Origin of the sequence: Urinicoccus timonensis (assembly GCF_900232945.1) — a bacterium.
Classification (GTDB): Bacteria; Bacillota; Clostridia; order Tissierellales; family Peptoniphilaceae; genus Urinicoccus; species Urinicoccus timonensis.
The window spans coordinates 671,306-688,936 of record NZ_OCTU01000001.1 but is presented as its reverse complement, the minus strand read 5'-3'; the positions used below and the strand labels follow the sequence as shown (position 1 = coordinate 688,936).

14 protein-coding genes, 2 tRNA genes and 1 other annotated feature are annotated in these 17,631 nt (G+C 44.3%); of the genes, 12 read left to right on the top strand and 4 right to left on the bottom strand.

The features are described 5' to 3' along the window. The first annotated feature begins 249 nt into the window (after positions 1–249). From CS898_RS03240 to CS898_RS03205, 8 genes are all read left to right on the top strand, one after another. Entirely contained in the window at positions 250–1,794 is a 1,545-nt protein-coding gene (locus CS898_RS03240; protein WP_234976010.1) for a Na+/H+ antiporter NhaC family protein, read from the top strand. 1,131 nt (positions 1,795–2,925) lie between these two features. Next, positions 2,926–4,116 (top strand): quaternary amine ABC transporter ATP-binding protein, encoded by a 1,191-nt coding sequence (locus CS898_RS03235; RefSeq protein WP_099208076.1) that lies wholly within the window; start codon positions 2,926–2,928, stop codon positions 4,114–4,116. Beyond that, entirely contained in the window at positions 4,109–5,839 is a 1,731-nt protein-coding gene (locus CS898_RS03230) for a glycine betaine ABC transporter substrate-binding protein (protein ID WP_099208075.1), read from the top strand. The genes CS898_RS03235 and CS898_RS03230 overlap by 8 nt, the downstream gene beginning before the upstream one ends. A 155-nt stretch (positions 5,840–5,994) precedes the next feature. After that, positions 5,995–6,702 carry a YaaA family protein gene (locus CS898_RS03225; protein ID WP_099208074.1) on the top strand — a complete coding sequence of 236 codons (708 nt, stop codon included), beginning with the start codon at positions 5,995–5,997 and terminating at the stop codon, positions 6,700–6,702. 56 nt (positions 6,703–6,758) lie between these two features. Next, positions 6,759–6,885: a sequence feature (ribosomal protein L10 leader region), on the top strand. A gap of 20 nt (positions 6,886–6,905) precedes the next feature. After that, the gene (gene rplJ / locus CS898_RS03220) at positions 6,906–7,445 is read left to right on the top strand and encodes a 50S ribosomal protein L10 (RefSeq protein ID WP_099208073.1); all 540 of its coding nucleotides are present in this window, start codon (positions 6,906–6,908) and stop codon (positions 7,443–7,445) included. A 20-nt stretch (positions 7,446–7,465) separates the two neighbouring features. Beyond that, positions 7,466–7,849, top strand: coding sequence for a 50S ribosomal protein L7/L12 (gene rplL, locus CS898_RS03215; RefSeq protein WP_099208072.1), 384 nt, complete (start codon positions 7,466–7,468; stop codon positions 7,847–7,849). Positions 7,850–7,995: 146 nt separating this feature from the next. Beyond that, entirely contained in the window at positions 7,996–8,709 is a 714-nt protein-coding gene (locus CS898_RS03210) for an ABC transporter ATP-binding protein (RefSeq protein WP_099208071.1), read from the top strand. Next, positions 8,699–10,258: a permease-like membrane multi-spanning protein gene (locus tag CS898_RS03205; RefSeq protein ID WP_099208070.1), complete on the top strand. Its 1,560-nt coding sequence runs from the start codon at positions 8,699–8,701 to the stop codon at positions 10,256–10,258. The genes CS898_RS03210 and CS898_RS03205 overlap by 11 nt, the downstream gene beginning before the upstream one ends. 44 nt (positions 10,259–10,302) lie before the next feature. Here CS898_RS03205 and CS898_RS03200 read toward each other — a convergent pair. Next, positions 10,303–10,379, bottom strand: a tRNA-Pro gene (locus tag CS898_RS03200). A 45-nt stretch (positions 10,380–10,424) separates the two neighbouring features. Further along, positions 10,425–11,831 carry an FAD-dependent oxidoreductase gene (locus CS898_RS03195; protein WP_099208069.1) on the bottom strand — a complete coding sequence of 469 codons (1,407 nt, stop codon included), beginning with the start codon at positions 11,829–11,831 and terminating at the stop codon, positions 10,425–10,427. A gap of 128 nt (positions 11,832–11,959) precedes the next feature. Here CS898_RS03195 and CS898_RS03190 point away from each other — a divergent pair, with 128 nt between their 5' ends. Further along, a complete protein-coding gene (locus CS898_RS03190; protein WP_099208068.1) occupies positions 11,960–13,288 on the top strand; it encodes a D-alanyl-D-alanine carboxypeptidase family protein in 1,329 nt (442 codons plus the stop codon). Positions 13,289–13,328: 40 nt separating this feature from the next. Further along, positions 13,329–13,405, top strand: a tRNA-Arg gene (locus tag CS898_RS03185). A gap of 71 nt (positions 13,406–13,476) precedes the next feature. Here CS898_RS03185 and fumC read toward each other — a convergent pair. Both fumC and CS898_RS03175 read right to left on the bottom strand, forming a co-directional pair. Beyond that, positions 13,477–14,856: a class II fumarate hydratase gene (fumC, locus tag CS898_RS03180; protein ID WP_099208067.1), complete on the bottom strand. Its 1,380-nt coding sequence runs from the start codon at positions 14,854–14,856 to the stop codon at positions 13,477–13,479. Further along, a complete protein-coding gene (locus CS898_RS03175; RefSeq protein WP_099208066.1) occupies positions 14,856–16,019 on the bottom strand; it encodes an NAD(P)-dependent malic enzyme in 1,164 nt (387 codons plus the stop codon). The genes fumC and CS898_RS03175 overlap by 1 nt, the downstream gene beginning before the upstream one ends. Positions 16,020–16,180: 161 nt before the next feature. On the opposite strand from CS898_RS03175, the gene CS898_RS03170 reads away from it, so the two are divergent. Further along, a complete protein-coding gene (locus tag CS898_RS03170; RefSeq protein WP_009430694.1) occupies positions 16,181–16,747 on the top strand; it encodes a helix-turn-helix domain-containing protein in 567 nt (188 codons plus the stop codon). Continuing rightward, positions 16,711–17,565, top strand: a complete 855-nt coding sequence (locus CS898_RS03165; protein ID WP_141558234.1) for an IS3 family transposase — start codon at positions 16,711–16,713, stop codon at positions 17,563–17,565. Before CS898_RS03170 ends, CS898_RS03165 begins: the two co-directional genes overlap by 37 nt. Positions 17,566–17,631: the final 66 nt, after the last annotated feature.

The following is a 17,631-nucleotide window of genomic DNA, read 5'->3' as shown; positions in this document are numbered from 1 at the left end:
GATAAAAATGAGAGTTAATTCTCTTTTTTTGAAAATCCCTAAGCCCCTAAATATGGGCCTTGTAAAGATCTATGAAAATATTTTCTTATCTTTTCCCTAAAAAGGAAAAAGCAGGAAAAGTCAATTCCTAACATTTGTCAAAGAAAAATCAATAAACATGTTGCAATTTGTGAGATTTAGTTTATAATAGTACATGAGCATTGAAAAAAGGAAAAGTGAAGTCAATTTGATTTCACACGTTAAACGGTTTTGAGCAAAACCGGAAAACCTTTACTAATTAATTATTTATATTTTATGATGGAGGGAAAGATGAAAGCTCTAAAAATTATTTTTAAGCTCAGTCCTGTGGCCTTATTAGCTTGGTTACTACTAGCTGGTAAGGGTGGCGGAGAAGGCTTCGACATGTTAATCGCAGGCCCACTTGCTCTTATGTATGCAGGCTTTGTAGCCTATTGCACTGAAGGCATTAAGCCAGCAGATTCAATCGAAACAGCCGTAGAAAATGTTCGCGGAATCCAATTGGTATTTTTTATTTTAATGATGGCTTACGCTATGGCTGGTTCATTTATGCAAACAGGTGTAGGGGCTGCTACAGTTAACCTTGCACTATCTGCAGGACTTTCTGCAAAAACAGTTGCTCCAGTTGGTCTACTTGTAACAGCAGTTCTTTCTGTTGCAACAGGTACTTCCTGGGGAACATTCGCAGCTTGTGCTCCAATTTTCTTATGGTTAAACCACATTGTTGAAGGAAACTTACTTATTACAGTTTGTGCCATCACTGGTGGAGCAGGATTTGGAGATAACATCGGTTTAATCTCTGATACAACAGTTGTATCCTCTGGGATCCAAGGTGTTGAAGTTATCGACCGTATCCGTTACCAAGGTGTTTGGTCAATCCTATGTTTAGCTGCAACTTGCATTATCTTCTTCGTACTGTCTGCAGGTCTTCCTGCTAAATCAGCTACAGGTGCTGAAGCTTATGCAAACATCTCTCAAGAAACTTTAGACTTCTTAGCTGAAGAACGTCCAGACGCTTTAGCCTTACTACAACAAGTACGTGATGGTGTTCCAGTTTACATGGTTCTTCCACTAATCTTCGTAGTAGTTATCGCTATCGCAGGAGTTCCAACAATCTTCTGTCTAGCTCTTGGTATCTTCGCAGCTATGATTCTAGGTTTAGTTGCTGGTACTGTTGACAGTGTTCCAGTATTCTTAGAAGACATCGTTCAATCTGGTTTCGCAGATGCAGGTTCTTGGGTTATCGTAATGATGATGTGGATCTCCGGTTTCGGTGGGGTCATGAACAAGATGAAGGCCTTCCAACCACTTGCTGACCTAGTATTAAAGATGTCCAACAGAGTTCGGGGATTGATGACTTGGAACGCTGTATTATCTATTGCAGGTAACGCATTATTAGCCGACGAAATGGCTCAAATCGTAACAGTTGGTCCAATTATCCGTGAATTAGTTGAAGAAAACATTGAATGTAGTGAAGAAGACATGTACTCACTTCGTTTAAGAAACGCAACTTTCGGAGATGCAATGGGTGTATTTGGTGCTCAATTAATTCCATGGCACGTATACATTGCTTACTACATTGGTATTGCTTCTGCCGTATACCCAGTATACGACTTCAAACCAGTAGACTTTATCCGTTACAACATCATGGGCTTTATCGCCGTTGGTTCTTTGTTAATCTTAACATTCACAGGATTAGACAGAATGGTACCACTATTCGGTATGCCACATGAACCAGAAGCAGTTTTACGTAAAAAACCAAAAACAGCTGCTTAATCTCAAGTCAATGCTTGTAAAAGAGCCCCAGTCGGGGCTCTTTTTTTTCATGACCTAACCCGAAATCTTTGATTTCGAGGTAGGTTCACAGACAATTGCAACCAAATTAAAATTTGGGCAATTGGTTGCATAAGACCTACTATGGCTCCTTCGTCGCCAAGTTAGGTCTGGAAGAGGTCGCGGCGTTTCAAATCTTTGATTTGACAGCAAGCGACCATAGCCCATATCATAGGTCAGATACTAAGATTTCCCAAGAGGTCGAGTGAAACTGTAGGGGCTGGCTGGTCCAGCCCGTTCTCCTCAATTCCGAATATGTTTATGGAGGGACGAATCTCTATTTATATTATCCCCTATATTCATTCTTTTCTTTATATTCCAGGAGGGGCCTAGGGGCTATCGATGCCCCTTGCCCCTCCTAGGACCTCCCCCTCCACCCTACCTTACTGGATGTAAGAAAAAATCGACAAGCCTAAAAATTCAAAACTCACTTCGCTCAAACATTGAATTTTTTTCATGACCTAGCCCGAAATCTTCGATTTCGTGGCAGGTCTCATGTCAAGATTTCCTGCGAAAGCTTTGCTTGAGCAGCTAGAAATCGACGGCTGTGTCGCCCGTTCTCTCCAATTCCGAATATATTTATGCAGGGCCATTATCCCTATTCACATTCTCTCTATATCAATATATTTCCCTATACGGGCCTGACTAGCAGGCCCCTACAAAACCATTTGCCACCCTGTAGGGGCTGGCTCGTCCAGCCCGATCTCTAAGTCCGAATAGATAAATATAGGGAAGAATATTTATAATCCGAAATTCCTAACTTTGTGCCACCTATTTATAAATAAAAAAATACCCTAACCAAGGGCAATTCTTGTCTAAAATGGGCCAAATTCTAGGCTAATTTTAAAATTTTTTATCCCTGATGGTTACTTGCCTGGAAGGGGTTTTGGCTCTTAGACTCATTTGTAGAGATTTTTTCTTTATGATAAGCTAGTATAGAAAGCTCTTTAGCATATTCTAAATTTGAGATGAAAATTCTTAATAAGTATATTTTTGGGGGCTGCCTTGGGCAGTCCCTTGTCAATGGGTATAAAGCTAGGCCCTTGACTTACAATTAGAAGAAGAGGAGGTAGAATGACTAAAATAAAAGTCGAAAAATTAACTAAAATTTTTGGGAAAAATCCTAAAAAGGCTTATCAGCTCCTAGAAAAGGGGCAGGATAAGAAAGAAATTTTTAAGGAAACAGGAATGACCGTAGGGGTTAACCAGGTTTCCTTTGAAGTCCAAGAAGGGGAGATGTTTGTCATCATGGGCCTTTCTGGGTCGGGAAAGTCCACCTTGATTCGCCTAATAAACCGTTTAATTGAACCTACTGCTGGAGATATTTTCATTGATGGTGAAAATATTTCTCATATGGAGCCGGAGGCCTTGAGGGAGACTAGACGGAAAAAATTGTCCATGGTCTTCCAAAGTTTTGCTCTTTTTCCCCACAGGACGATTTTAGAAAACACGGCCTATGGCTTGGAAATTCAAAATGTGGATGAGGAAACTGGCTTTCAAAAGGCCAAGGAGGCCTTGGAACTGGTCAACCTGGGAGGTTATGAAGACCAATACCCTGACCAACTTTCCGGTGGAATGCAGCAAAGGGTGGGCTTGGCCCGGGCCCTGGCAGCAGATACGGATATTATTCTAATGGACGAGGCTTTTTCTGCCTTAGACCCCTTGATTCGTAAGGGCATGCAGGATGAGTTGGAAAAAATCCAAAGAAAGATGAAAAAAACCATCCTCTTTATCACCCATGACTTAAATGAAGCCTTGAAGCTGGGGGACCGGATTGCCCTGATGCGGGATGGAAAGATTGTCCAAATCGGGAGTCCGGAAGAAATTCTTATGGACCCAGCCAACACCTTTGTGGAACGCTTTGTAGAAGATGTGGATATTTCAAAGGTCTTAACGGCTAAAAATGTCATGATTGAAGCAGAAACGGTGGATAGCAGTCGGCACGGTCCCCGGGTGGCTATGGAAATTATGCGTAAGGCTGAAATTTCAAGCCTCTATGTGGTAGATAGCCAAGACCGCCTCCAAGGGATTGTCACGGCTGATGATGTTATGGCAGCCATCCGACAAGGAAAGAATAGCCTGGATGAAATTTTAATCAAGGACGTTCCCCAAGTGGATGGAGAGATGCCCTTGACGGATATTATTGATATGGTCTATGACACAAAAATCCCCATTGCCGTAGTTAGAGATGGAGAGTTAGAGGGAATTATTATCCGAGGAACGGTTTTAGCAGCCCTAGCAGGAAATGAGGTGGACCATGAATAAATTTGCAGCAATACCTATTGTAGAATGGATTGACCACTTGGTGGACTATTTAAGGGTCCATGGCCAATGGCTCTTTAAACCCATTGATTCGGGTCTAAATTTTATCGTCATGTCCTTGGCTGGTTTTTTCCAATGGATACCGGCCTGGCTCTTTATTCTGGCCCTAACAGGACTTAGCTATTATTTAACCAAGAAAAAAGGTTTGACGGCTTTGGTTTTCTTAGGTTTCTTATACATTTTAAACCAAGGTTTTTGGGCCGACACCATGTTGACCCTGGCCCTGATTTTAACATCAGCCTTAATTTCAATCCTAATTGGGGTTCCCCTGGGGATTTGGATGGCCAAGAAGGAAGGGGTTAATAAGGTAGTGACACCCATCCTGGACTTTATGCAGACCATGCCGGCCTTTGTCTACCTGATTCCAGCTGTTTCTTTTTTCGGAATTGGAATGGTTCCGGGAATTATTGCCTCCATTATCTTTGCCATGCCTCCTGTGACTCGACTGACCAGTCACGGAATCCGGCAAGTGGATGGAGAACTTATTGAAGCGGCGGATGCCTTTGGATCCACAGCTAGCGAGAAGCTTTTTAAGGTGGAATTGCCCTTGGCAAAAAAAACCATTATGCAGGGAATCAACCAAACTATTATGCTGGCCCTGTCCATGGTGGTTATTGCCTCTATGATTGGGGCAGAAGGCCTGGGAACCCAAGTTTACCAAGCCATTACGAGAAATGAAGCTGGTCAAGGTTTTGCTGCTGGTCTAGGGATTGTTATCCTGGCCATTATCTTGGACCGTCTAGTTCAAGCTTTAAATGCAGAACCTTCCCGGGAGAGAAGGGCCAAGAAGTCCTGGCTCAATAGTCCAGGGAAAAAAGCCCTGGTTGGCCTGGGAGTCCTGGTCTTGATTTTCGGTCTAGGAGCCTATCAAAATTCCAGCCCAGGAGCTGGAGGCCAAGACCGGAAGATTATCGGAATTGAACCTGGAGCAGGAATTATGGATGCTACAGAAAGAACCATAAAAGACTATGACCTTCCCTACAGGCTCCAATCCACGTCTTCTGCAGCCATGACCCAAACTCTGGGAGATGCCATTAAGGACAAAAAGGAGATCATCGTAACAGGTTGGTCCCCCCACTGGATGTTCCAAAAGTATGACCTAAAATACCTGGAAGACCCTAAGAATACCTTTGGAGATGCAGAAACCATCAACACCATTGTTAAAGTGGGTCTAAAGGAAGAAAAACCCAATGCCTACCAATTCTTGGACAAGTTTTACTGGACTGTAGATGACATGGAATCTGTCATGGTAGATATGGCCGATGGGAAAAGCCCCCAAGAGGCGGCCAAGATTTGGTTGGATAAGAATCAAGACAAGGTCCAAGAATGGACCCAAGGGATCAACACCAGCTCTGGTGAGTCTCTTGAATTGGCCTATGTAGCCTGGGATACAGAAATAGCCTCCACCAATGTAGTTAAGGCAGCCATGGAGGCCAATGGATTTAAGGTAAAAATCACCCAAGTAGAAGCTGGTCCCATGTGGAATGCCGTGGCAGCCAGCAAGGTAGATGGCATGGTTTGTGCCTGGCTACCAGTAACTCAAAAGCAATACTATGAGGACTTAAAGGACCGTCTTGTAGACCTAGGTCCCAACCTGGAAGGGGCCAAGAGTGGCCTGGTAGTTCCAGCCTATAGTGATTTAAATTCCATTGAAGATTTGAAATAAAAAACCGGAGAAATGACCTGAACCCCAAAAGTTGGACTTAAAAACCAACTAAAGGAGGTCAGGTCAGAAATCCGGTTTTTTATTTTCTATTAAGACCTGTATTTCTTTTCCTAAATCTTTTACAATAGACTTAAGATACAAGAAGGGAGAAAGACATGCAAGATTGGATTATCCTATCGCCCAGTAAGGAAATGGACTGGTCCTTGGGAGACCAGGCCCCCTACCTGGACCCAAGTGCAAAAAAAATAATTGGGAAACTAAGAAGCCTAGACCAAGAAGCCTTAACCGACTGGCTGGGGCTAGACCAAGACTTGGGCCAAAAAATTTACCAGGCCTACCAAGATATTGATAAAGCCCAGGCCAAGCCAGCCATAGACCTCTATCAAGGTCTGGTCTTTCGGCAAATTGAAAGGAACTTGGCCTTGTCAGACTTTGGCCGAAACCATCTCTTAATCCTGTCGGCCCTCTATGGTCCTGTGGAACCCCAAACCTCCATCAACCCCTACCGCTTGGATTTTACCAAGGCCCTGCAAGTAGAGGGGGAGAGCCTGAAGAGCCTGCAAAAGAAAAACTATACAAAAAAGCTAGCTGCTAGCCGGGTCTATAACTTGGCCTCCCAAGAGTTTGCCCAAAGGATTGATAAAAAAGCCCTGGCATCCTGGGTGGACATCAGCTTTTACAAGACCTGGAAGGACAAGAAAAAGGCCCCTTCAGCTACGGCCAAAAAATTAAGAGGACAATTGGCCCAGCATATCCTGACCCGGGGATCCTTGGATATGGAAGTCTTTGAAGACTTTCAATTTGAAGGATATAGGCTAAACTCAGCTTCTAGCCATGAGAATTTAATCTATAGCCTGGACTGAGAAAAAAGAGAAAATTTAAAAATAAAGCCTTGACTTTTCCCCAGACCTTGGGTATACTCTTATATGTTATGAAACCGCAGACAGTAGGTGACCATAAATCCTACCGAGGTGAGAATAAAGACTATCTTTATGATTCGATTTTTTATCTCATTGTGTCTGCGATGAGATTTTTTATTTTACAGAAAACCTAGGGAGGTGAAGCCTTGAAAGAGGAAGTACTTCAATCAAAAGTTGCTTTAGTTGATGAAATTAAAGGCAAAATTGAAAATTCCCATTCGATTGTTCTTGTTAACTATCGTGGTTTAAATGTGGAAGAAGTTACTGAATTACGTGCCAAGTATCGTGAAGCAGGGGTTGATTATAAGGTTTACAAAAACACTATGATGCGCCGTGCTTTTGAAGAACTAGGCCACGAAGAAATCGGTGAATTCTTAAAAGGACCTTCAGCTATAGCCTTTGGTACCGAAGACCCAGTAAGCCCAGCAAAGATCACTGCTGACTTTGCAAAAGACCATGAAGCTTTAGAAATCAAAGCTGGTTTCATGGATGGCGCTGTTATGGACCAAAAAGCTATTGAAGATCTTGCAAAACTACCATCAAAAGAAGAACTTATTGGAAAATTCCTTGGTGGCTTAAACAGCCCACTCCAAGGAATGGTCAATGTGATGAATGGAAACTTAAAAGGATTTGTTGTTGCATTAAATGCAATCGCAGAAAAGAAAAAAGAAGAAGAAACGGCTTAATAGTCATAGGAGGGTAAAGAATGAGCGAAAAAGTACAAGCACTTATTGAAGAAATTAAAGGTTTAACAGTATTAGAATTAGCAGAAGCTGTTAAAGCAATGGAAGAAGAATTTGGCGTAAGCGCTGCTGCACCAGTTGCAGTTGCAGGTGCTGCTCCAACTGCTGGTGGAGCTGCTGGCGGAGCTGAAGAAAAAACTGACTTCGATGTTGTAATTACTGAACCAGGACAAGAAAAAGTTAAGGTTATTAAAGTAGTTAAAGACATCACTGGTCTTGGACTAAAAGAAGCAAAAGCTTTAGTTGACGGAGCTCCAAAAGCAATTAAAGAAGGCGTTCCACAAGCAGAAGCTGACGAAATCAAGGCTAAACTTGAAGAAGTTGGAGCAACTGTAGAAGTAAAATAAATAAAATCTCTAAGAGGGCCTAGGGCCCTCTTTTTTTATGGTCAAAAATTTAAAATCCAGGAGAATTTTCCCTGGAAAAGACTAGGCAAAAAGCTTTGGCTAGTGTAGACTAAACTTAAGAAGATAGAAAAAATAGGGAGGTTAGGATGTTAAAAATTGAAAAGCTAGTCAAGGCCTATGGGGACAAATTGGTCCTTCACGGTATTGATTTGGAAATTAAGCCGGGAGAAATTTATGGCTTTATCGGTAAAAATGGCGCAGGAAAAACCACTACCATTAAGTGTGTCATGGGGCTTTTGGACTATGACCAGGGCAATATTTTTATCAATGGAATGGATACGAAAAAAGACCCCTTGGCCTGTAAGCAAATTTCTGCCTACATACCAGATAACCCTAGGCTCTACGAGTTTTTGACAGGGGCTGAATACATTAACTTTGTGGCGGACATCTATGGGGTCAGTGAGGAAGACCGGATGGACCGGACCCTTCGTCTGGCCAAGGTCTTTGACTTAAAGGAGGACTTAGGAAGTAAAATTTCTAGCTATTCTCATGGGATGAAGCAAAAGTTGGCCATTATTGCCGCCTTGGTCCATGATCCCAAGCTCTTGATCCTGGACGAACCCTTTGTAGGCTTGGACCCTACAGCCACCCACTTTTTAAAGGAGCTCTTTCAAGAAATGGTGGCCAATGGAGCGGCGATTTTCTTTTCCACCCACGTCTTGGAGGTGGCCCAAAACCTCTGCCATAAGATTGCCATTATCAAGGATGGAAAGATTGTCAAGGAAGGGGCCACCAAGGATGTCATCCAGGATTCTTCCTTGGAAAATATCTTCATGGAGTTGATGGGTTATGATCACTAAAAAGTTAAAAATCCTTTTAGGCCTGGAGCTGAAAAGAATTTTGAAAAATAGCCGGTCTTCCACCAAGAGGATCAGCTCCCTGGTTATGATGGTCCTGGTGGGCCTGGCCATGGTCTTTTACTCGGGACTTTTTACCATGATCTTGGTGACATCCAACAACAGTAAGGATCTGGCTCTGGCCTTTGGCTTGGTCCTAACCCTCCTTACCTTTTTCACGGGGATTTCCAATGGCAACAAAAACCTATTTTCCAGGGATGAATTTGAGATTCTCTACCCCATGCCCCTGGGAGAGGGAGATATTTTAATGGCCAAGTTTATTGGCATTTACCTGGACAGTCTTTTTTATGCCTTTGCCATCTTCCTTATCCCCATCGTTTGGTTTGGGATTATCCATGGGCCCCTGGCCTTTATCTTGAACCTCTTGTCGGTCTTGGTCCTACCTATCTTCCCCACCTTTTTGGGGGTCCTTTTGGCCACCCAAATTTCCAAGACCTTCCGTTTTCACAATACAAAAACCCTCCTCCAAGTCTTGGGGACCATTCTCTTCTTGGCTATTTATATTTTCTTTATGACCCAGGCAGACAAATATAGCGACCAACTTGCAGGACTTTGGTCTCGTTTGGCCCAGGGTCTAAGGACCTATTACCTGCCTTTGAGCTTTTTTGACCGGGCCTTTAGCAACCAATCCTTCCTGGGCTTTTTGGCTCTTTTTGCCCTGACCCTTCTTTTACTTTTACTTTTGGGCTATTTCATTATCCGCAACTACATCCAAAACTTTTACAAGGATGCGGGGGCCAAGACCCGGGAAAAGAAAAAATCTGTCAGCTTTTCCAGTGGGTCTAAGTTAAAAAGTCTCTATAAAAAGGAAGTTAAACACTATTTTTGGAGGACCAACTATGTCAGCAATACTATTTTGTCCCCAATCCTTATCCTGGGCCTGGGAGTGGCTTCCCTTCTCATCAAACCGGACCGGATTTTTGGCCAAGCCCTAGGCAGCCTTCCAGGTCTTGACCTGGCTGGCATTGCCTGCTATATCTTGACCTTTATTTCAGTGAATGCCCAAACCACCTATTGCAGCCTGTCCCTAGAGGGGGAAAATTTTGAAGCCCTGAAGGCCATGCCCCTGTCCTTTAAGGACTTGGTCCTACCCAGGGTGCTTTTGGGGATGACTCTGGCCTTGGGACCCATTCTCTTCACCAGCCTGGCCTTTTCCTATGCAGGTCAAGTAGGGGTAGTTAATGGCGTTTTTATGGTTTTGACTGGAATTTTGGCCAATCTCTTTGGCAATCTTGCAGGAATTTATTTTGACCTCATGACCCTAGACCTGGCTTGGAAAAATGACTTGGAGGTCATCAAACAAAGATTTTCAGCCGTCCTCATGTCCTTGGCCATGGTCTTGCCCATGTTTATTACCTGGATCTTAACCACTCTTTTAAATATAAAGTTTGTCATTCCCACATCCTTTATTATGTGCCTATCCTTTATTGCCAGCATCGCCATTGTCTACCTCATGCTAGAGGGGGCAAGGGACCGTCTGGAAGACCAATAAAGCAAAAAAAGAACCCTGCCTAAAGGCAAGGTTCTTTTTCTTTATGGTCGAGATGACAGGATTTGAACCTGCGACCCCATGTCCCCCAGACATGTACGCTACCGGACTGCGCTACATCTCGCTAGAGATATTATAGCATAGGTCCTTGACATTATGCAAGGGACTCTTAAGGGCGAGGTAAATTTTTAATATAGTTCATAAAATCTTGGTTGACCTGGTGGCTTTCAGAAGGGGCATCCTTTTCTAAGAGGTTGGTCCCAATCATGCCAGTATAGAGGACGACGTCCCGGACGGTGGAAAAGGGTGGGGCGTAGGCCAGGTCTAAAAATTCCAGGTCTTGGATCTTGCCATGGAAGGTTATAAAGCTGGCATAAACATCAATGCGGTTTTTGACGCCAGTAAAGCCAATGGCTTCAACGCCTAAAAGCTCCCGACTCTTCCGGTCCAAGACGGCCTTAATTAAAATGGGTTGACCACCATGGGAGGCATAGTGACTCCGGTGGATGTGGTAGAAGACCAGGGTGTCAAAACCGTGGTCTTGGGCAGTTTTTTCCGATAGGCCGGTGGAACCCACCTCCAGGTCAAAGAGCTTAAAGATGGAAGACCCCATAATTCCTGGGAATTTAGTGGGCTTGCCGGCCATGTTATCAGCCACAACCCGGCCCATCTTGTTGGCCGTAGAGCCCAGGGGAACATAGGTCCAAGAACCATCTACCAAAGACCTGGTTTGGACCACGTCCCCAGCGGCATAGATATGAGGGATATTGGTTTCCATTTGGTCATTGGTGATAATGGCCTTAAATTCGCCAATCTCCACTCCGATGTCTTGGGCTAGGTCAATGTTGGGCCGGACTCCAGTGGCCATTAAGAAAAAGTCTCCTTGGATTTTCCGCCCGTCTTCCAGGGTCAGGTCCCGTCCTTGGATGGCCTTTGCTCGAGAACCCTTTATGATTTCCACCCCATGGAGGAGCAATTCTTCTTCCAAGTAAGGGGACATTTCTGGACTGAGGTTGGACAGCTTGCTGGAGGCTAAAAGTTTGACCTTGTAGCCCAGCTTTACAAAATTTTCCACCATTTCTAAGCCGATAAAGCCAGCGCCAACAATGCAAATTGTAGACCCCTTGGGCATGCAGCAGGCTAGGCGGTCTTGGATGGAAAGCATGTCCTCCACCTGTCTTAGGCTAAAGACATTGGCTTGGTCCCGTCCAGGAATGGGAGGTAGAAAGGACTGGGCCCCGGTAGCCAAGAGGAGCTTGTCATAGGAATCTTCAAAGGTTCTTCCTGTTTTAAGGTCTTGGACCCGGATGGTTTTTGCCTTGGGGTCGATTTTTTCTACCCGGTGGCCGATTTGGACCTTAACCCCGTAATTTTCCTTAAAGTAGAGGGGACCTCTAGGGGCAATGGAGTCTTCATCTTCCAGCCAATCGCCAATGGCATAGGGCATGTTACATGCTGAATAAGAAATATAATCCGATTCTTCATAGATGGTAATATCCCAGTCTTTTTTTAGCCGAGATAATTTTGCAGCGGCAGATGATCCGGCGGCCACACCACCGATAATGATAATTTTCATTTTCCATCCCTTCTTTCTATCTATAAATTACTTACTACTACTATTTTACCCAATAAAAAGTCCCTTAAAAGACCTTTTGTCCAAGTCCAAAAACTGATACAATAGGAAGAAGTGAAAAGAGGTGCCCTATGCGTAAAAAAATCGCCTTGGCCCTGGCAATAATCCTTTTGGCTCAGGGGCAAGTTCTTTATGCAAAAACAGAACAAACAAATCCACCGACCCAAGAGCCGGCGAAAATAGAAGAAGCCATTCCGCCAGAAGAAGTTCGTAACCAAGACTTTTTGGTCCCTACCAGCCAGGGAGTCTTGCCGGGAAACCTAAAAGAAGCCCAAATGATCCAAGAGCTTTCAGCCAAGCCAACTCCAGAACTGGCCCCCCACTACCTGGTAGGGGACTACCATTCTGGAATGATCTTTGAAGCCCAGGATATCGACCAAGTTGTGGCCATGGCCTCAACTTCAAAACTGGTGAGTCTCTATGTGGTTTACGATGCCATCCAGGCAGGGAAGCTGAAGCTAGACGACCTTGTGGTCATGGATGAAGAAGTAACCCAATTGACAGGGTCTACCTTTAAGTCTAAACCTGGAGACCAATTTACAGTGGACCAACTCATTGATGCGGCCTTGATTATATCCGGAAATGATGCTATTACCGCCCTGGGAAAAAAAGTATCCGGGTCCACCCCGGCCTTTGTCCAGGCCATGAATGAAAAGTGCCAAAGTCTGGGCTTGACCCAGGCCCACATGGTCAACCCCCATGGTCTGACAGACTATGGCCTTGGGGACTATAATAAGATGACTGTCCGGGAAATGTTTCAACTGGTAAGACATCTCTTGAAGGACCATCCGGAAATTTTAAATCGCAGTCAAAAACCCCTAATCGACAACCTAAATCGAGGGTTTTTAGCCTACAATACCAACCCTCTTTTGGGAATTGTCAAGGGAGTAGATGGCTTGAAAACCGGCTACACCAATGCCGCTGGTCGCTGTCTAGTGGCTACAAGCCTGACTCCATCCGTGGAGGGCCTCACAGAACCCATGCGGTTTATTTCCATTACCATGGGGTCCCCATCCAATATGGCCCGTTTCGTGGTGGCCAAAAGGCTTATGGACCATAGTCTTGCCACCTATTCCAAAAGAGTCGTGGCTCGTGCTGACCAGGCCCTGGGGCAAGTCCGGGTCATTGATGGCATGGAAAAAGAAGTAGAAGTTTATCCAACCAAGGACCTGGCCCTTATTTGGGATTCTCGCCATAACTTGACCAGGAAGCTAGACCTGACGCCCTTAACACCCCCTCTAGCAGCCAAGACCCAGGTGGGGCAAGCCCTCTATTATAGGGATGGAGAGCTAGTAGCCAGCCTGCCCTTGGAGATTCGAAAGGACCTTAAACAGGAAAATATCCTGGTCCGTCTCCAAAAGCACCTCTACCAGGCCTTTTTACAAATTGAAAAAATCTAGTAAAGTCACAGGTTTATATGCTATAATAGTATAGGTAAATGGACCTGTAGCTCAGGTGGATAGAGCAGTGCCCTCCTAAGGCACGTGCCGGGGGTTCGAATCCTCTCAGGTCCACCAAATTAAAAAAGTCGCCCCAAGTGTGAGAAATCATCCTTGGGGCGACTTTTTATTTTTTTATTCCCAGTGGCCTAGTTCCGGTCCAGGTGGACCATCTTCTTGGGGTCTAGAATTTGGTCAAATTCTTCTTCTGTCAAAAGGCCCAGATCCAGGCAGGCTTCTTTGAGGGTCTTGTTTTCAGCATAGGCTTTGTTGGCAATTTTAGCGGCATTTTCATAACCTAGGTAGGGGTTTAAAGCTGTTACCAACATCAAAGACTTGTCCAGGTTTTCTTGGATTTTTTCCCTGTTGGGCTTGATCCCTTGGGCGCAATGGAGGTTAAAACTCTTTAGGGCATCGGCCAAGAGCCGGACGCTTTGTAAAAAGTTATAGGCAATAAGGGGCATGTAGACATTGAGCTGGTAGTTGCCCTGGGATGCAGCCATGGAAATGGCGGTATCATTGCCCATGACTTGGAGGCAAACCATAGTCAGGGCTTCTGCCTGGGTGGGGTTGACCTTGCCAGGCATAATGGAGGACCCGGGTTCATTGGCGGGGATGGTAATTTCTCCAATACCACACTTGGGGCCTGAGGCCAGCATCCGGATATCATTGGCTATTTTCAAGAGGTCACAGGCCAGGGCCTTGATGGCTCCGTGGACAAAGACGATTTGGTCCTTGCTGGTTAGGGCGTGGAATTTATTTTTTGCTGATAGGAAGGGGTAGCCAGACTTTTGGCTAATTTTTTCTGCCACCAGGTCTGCAAAACCCTCCGGGGCATTGAGGCCTGTTCCTACGGCAGTACCTCCCAGGGCGATTTCCCTAAGTCCTGCCAGGGAGTCTTGGATCATGTCCTTGGAGACTTCCAACATCCGGGACCAGGCGCTGATTTCTTGGCCCAGGGAAAGGGGAACGGCATCTTGGAGGTGGGTCCGGCCAGTTTTGATAATGTCCATATAGGCTTGGGAAAGCTCATCAAAAGTGGACTTCAGCTCTTCTATGGCGGGGAAGAGCCTTTCTTCTACAGCCAGGAGGCTACTGATATGGAGGGCTGTAGGGAAGGTGTCGTTACTGGATTGGGACCGGTTGACGTCATCATTGGGGTGGAGGAGGTCTTGGCCCAAAATTTCATTGGCCCGATGGGCAATGACTTCATTGACATTCATATTGCTTTGGGTGCCAGACCCTGTTTGCCAAACCACCAGGGGGAAGTGGTCATCCAGGCTTCCAGCTAGGATTTGGTCACAGACCTCTTCAATGGCCTGGGCTTTTTTTTGGTCCAAAAGGCCTAATTCACAATTGGCTTGGGCAGCAGCATACTTTAAAAGGGCAAAGGCCTGGATAATTTCCCGGGGCATTTTTTCTTGGCCAATTTTAAAATTTTCGTAACTTCTTTGGGTTTGGGCAGCCCAGTACTTGTCCTTGGGGACCTTGACTTCTCCTAGGCTGTCGTGTTCAATGCGGTAGTCCATTATTTTCTCGCCACCCCATCCTTGATGGCCTGGTCTGCCACGGCCTTGGCCACCTGGTCTGCTACTGCTAAGTCAAAGGCATTGGGAAGGATGTAATCCTCACTTGGGTCTTGGACGGCATCGGAAATGGCGTGAGCAGCAGCCAGTTTCATATTGTCTGTAATCTTCCGGGCGCGAACATCTAGGGCTCCCCGGAAGAGGCCTGGAAAGACTGAGACATTGTTGACCTGGTTGGGGAAGTCGCTGCGGCCGGTACCGCAAACCCGGGCCCCTCCAGCCTTGGCTTGGTCGGGATAAATTTCTGGTACGGGGTTGGCCATGGCAAAGACAATGGCATCCTTGTTCATCTTTTCCACCATTTCCTTGGTTACCAGGCCAGGACCAGACACCCCGATAAAGATATCTGCCCCGGTTAGGGCTTCTTCCATGCCTCCTTGGACATGGTGGGGGTTACATTGGGCCAGGAGTTTTTTCCGGTAGGGGTCGTCATAATAATCGGCATCCAAAATCCCCTTTCTTCCGACGAAGATGACATCTCGTGCCCCTTCAAGGCTTAAAAGATGGAGGATGGCCATGCCGGCTGCTCCAGCTCCACTCATGACAATCCGGACATCTTCTAATTTTTTTCCAACCAGCTTTAGGGAGTTAATTACAGCGGCCAAGACCACAATGGCTGTACCGTGCTGGTCGTCATGGAATACGGGAATATCCAGTTCTTGGCTTAGTCTTTGTTCGATTTCAAAACACTTGGGGGCCTTGATATCCTCCAAGTTAATGCCACCAAAGCTGGGCTCAATATTTTTTACAGTTTGGATAATTTCTTCTGTATCCTTGGTGGCCAGACAGATGGGAAAGGCATCTACATTGGCAAAGTTTTTAAATAGGATGGACTTGCCTTCCATGACAGGCATTCCTGCTAGACCACCAATATCTCCCAGGCCTAAAACAGCTGTCCCGTCAGAAACGACAGCCACCAGGTTCCACTTCCGGGTCAGGGTATAGGCTTGGTCCGGATCTTCTTGGATGGCCAAGCAGGCTTGGGCTACGCCGGGAGTATAGGCCAGGGCCAGGGCTTGGGCACTGTCTGTCTTGGTTCTGGCTTTGATTTCTAACTTACCTCTTAATTCTCTGTGAAGCTGCATGGCTTCTTTTTTATTGTCCATGGTTCCCCCTTATACATTGTTGGTAAATAATTTGCTTAAGTAGATTATAGCATAGAAAATCTTGGGCTTTTTAAGATTTTTTATAAATTTATCCAAGAAAAAACCAGGCTGGGCTGATATGTACCCTCTTTACTGGACAAACCAGTAAGGAGGGTATTTTTGTGAAATATAGCTATGAATTCAAAAAAGAGTGCATACAGTTGTATAGGCAAGGGAAATGGCCTGATACACCTGATGGGACCAAAGAAGAAAACCTTCATGCTTCCATTAGAAAATGGTTTAGATTAGAAGAACTTCATGGCCCAGAAATTTTAAACCATGGAAATAATATCCACTGGACACCAGATGAAAAATTAGAAATGGTGTCGAAAGTGCTGGCTGGAAATTCAATAAAGGCAACTGCAATCGAAAATGGAATAAATGAAGGACAACTTTATTCATGGCTTAACAAGTATAAAAAGGATGGATATAATGGTCTTGTGAATAAAAAGAAAGGCCGTAAATCTAAAAATACAACCATGAAAAAGAAAAATATCCATAAACCAAAAGAACTGAATGAATCCGAAAGAGAAGAACTCATAAGACTTAGAGCAGAAAATGAATATATGAAGGCTGAGAATGAAATAATAAAAAAAGAGATCGCCTTGAGAGAAGAACGTTACGCTGCGCAACTCAAGGCGAAAAAGCAGCGATTGTCAAAGAACTCAAAGAAAAAGGATACAGACTAAAGGATCTTTTAAGAGCCATTGATTTGCCGAGGTCAACATACTACTTTGAACTAAATAAAGTGGATAAAATAAAAGTTAAGAATCGTCCGATTGCAGATAAAATAGCCCAAATCTTTCACCTACACAAAGGAAGATATGGAGTGCGAAGAGTCTATATGGAGTTAATAAATCAAGGCTATGTCATAAACCATAAAAAAGTACAAAGGATTATGCACGAACGAAAACTTTTTGGAAAGGGCTCTAAAGAAAAATACCACTCCTATCAGGGGAAAATAGGTAAAGTAGCAGATAATCTAATCAATAGAGACTTCAAAGCAGATAGACCTTTACAAAAATGGACCACGGATGTCTCTGAATTTAAATTTTCTTGGGGTAAATGCTACATCTCTCCAATACTTGATATGTATACCAATGAGATTATCTCCTACGACTTATCCTTAAGTCCTAATTTAAAACAAATATCTACTATGTTAAGAAGAGCATTTAGAAAATTTCCAAAACTAAAGAACTTAATACTACATTCAGATCAAGGTTGGCAATACCAACATAAATATTATGTCAATGAGCTTAAAAAACATGGGATAAAGCAATCCATGTCAAGAAAAGGGAATTGCTATGATAACTCCATTATGGAGACATTCTTTGGAAGGCTAAAAAATGAAATGTATTATGGTTATGAAAAGAGCTATCGCTCTTTTGACGAATTTTCGAGAGCAATAGAGGAGTATATAGATTATTACAATAACGAAAGAATTCAATCAAAAACAAAATGGATGCCACCTACAAAGTATAGGTTAGCATCCACTACAACGAATTAATTAAATATTGTGTCCAGTTTTATGGGTACACATCATTTTAGGCTGGGCCTAGGTGGGTTTTTTATT

Coding starts and splice junctions, on each gene's coding strand:
- CS898_RS03190 (WP_099208068.1), top strand. CDS start 11,960: ATGCGTAAAAAAATCGCCTTGGCCCTGGCAATAATCCTTTTGGCTCAG.
- rplL (WP_099208072.1), top strand. CDS start 7,466: ATGAGCGAAAAAGTACAAGCACTTATTGAAGAAATTAAAGGTTTAACA.
- CS898_RS03225 (WP_099208074.1), top strand. CDS start 5,995: ATGCAAGATTGGATTATCCTATCGCCCAGTAAGGAAATGGACTGGTCC.
- CS898_RS03210 (WP_099208071.1), top strand. CDS start 7,996: ATGTTAAAAATTGAAAAGCTAGTCAAGGCCTATGGGGACAAATTGGTC.
- CS898_RS03205 (WP_099208070.1), top strand. CDS start 8,699: ATGATCACTAAAAAGTTAAAAATCCTTTTAGGCCTGGAGCTGAAAAGA.
- CS898_RS03175 (WP_099208066.1), bottom strand. CDS start 16,019: ATGGACAATAAAAAAGAAGCCATGCAGCTTCACAGAGAATTAAGAGGT.
- CS898_RS03195 (WP_099208069.1), bottom strand. CDS start 11,831: ATGAAAATTATCATTATCGGTGGTGTGGCCGCCGGATCATCTGCCGCT.
- CS898_RS03230 (WP_099208075.1), top strand. CDS start 4,109: ATGAATAAATTTGCAGCAATACCTATTGTAGAATGGATTGACCACTTG.
- CS898_RS03235 (WP_099208076.1), top strand. CDS start 2,926: ATGACTAAAATAAAAGTCGAAAAATTAACTAAAATTTTTGGGAAAAAT.
- fumC (WP_099208067.1), bottom strand. CDS start 14,856: ATGGACTACCGCATTGAACACGACAGCCTAGGAGAAGTCAAGGTCCCC.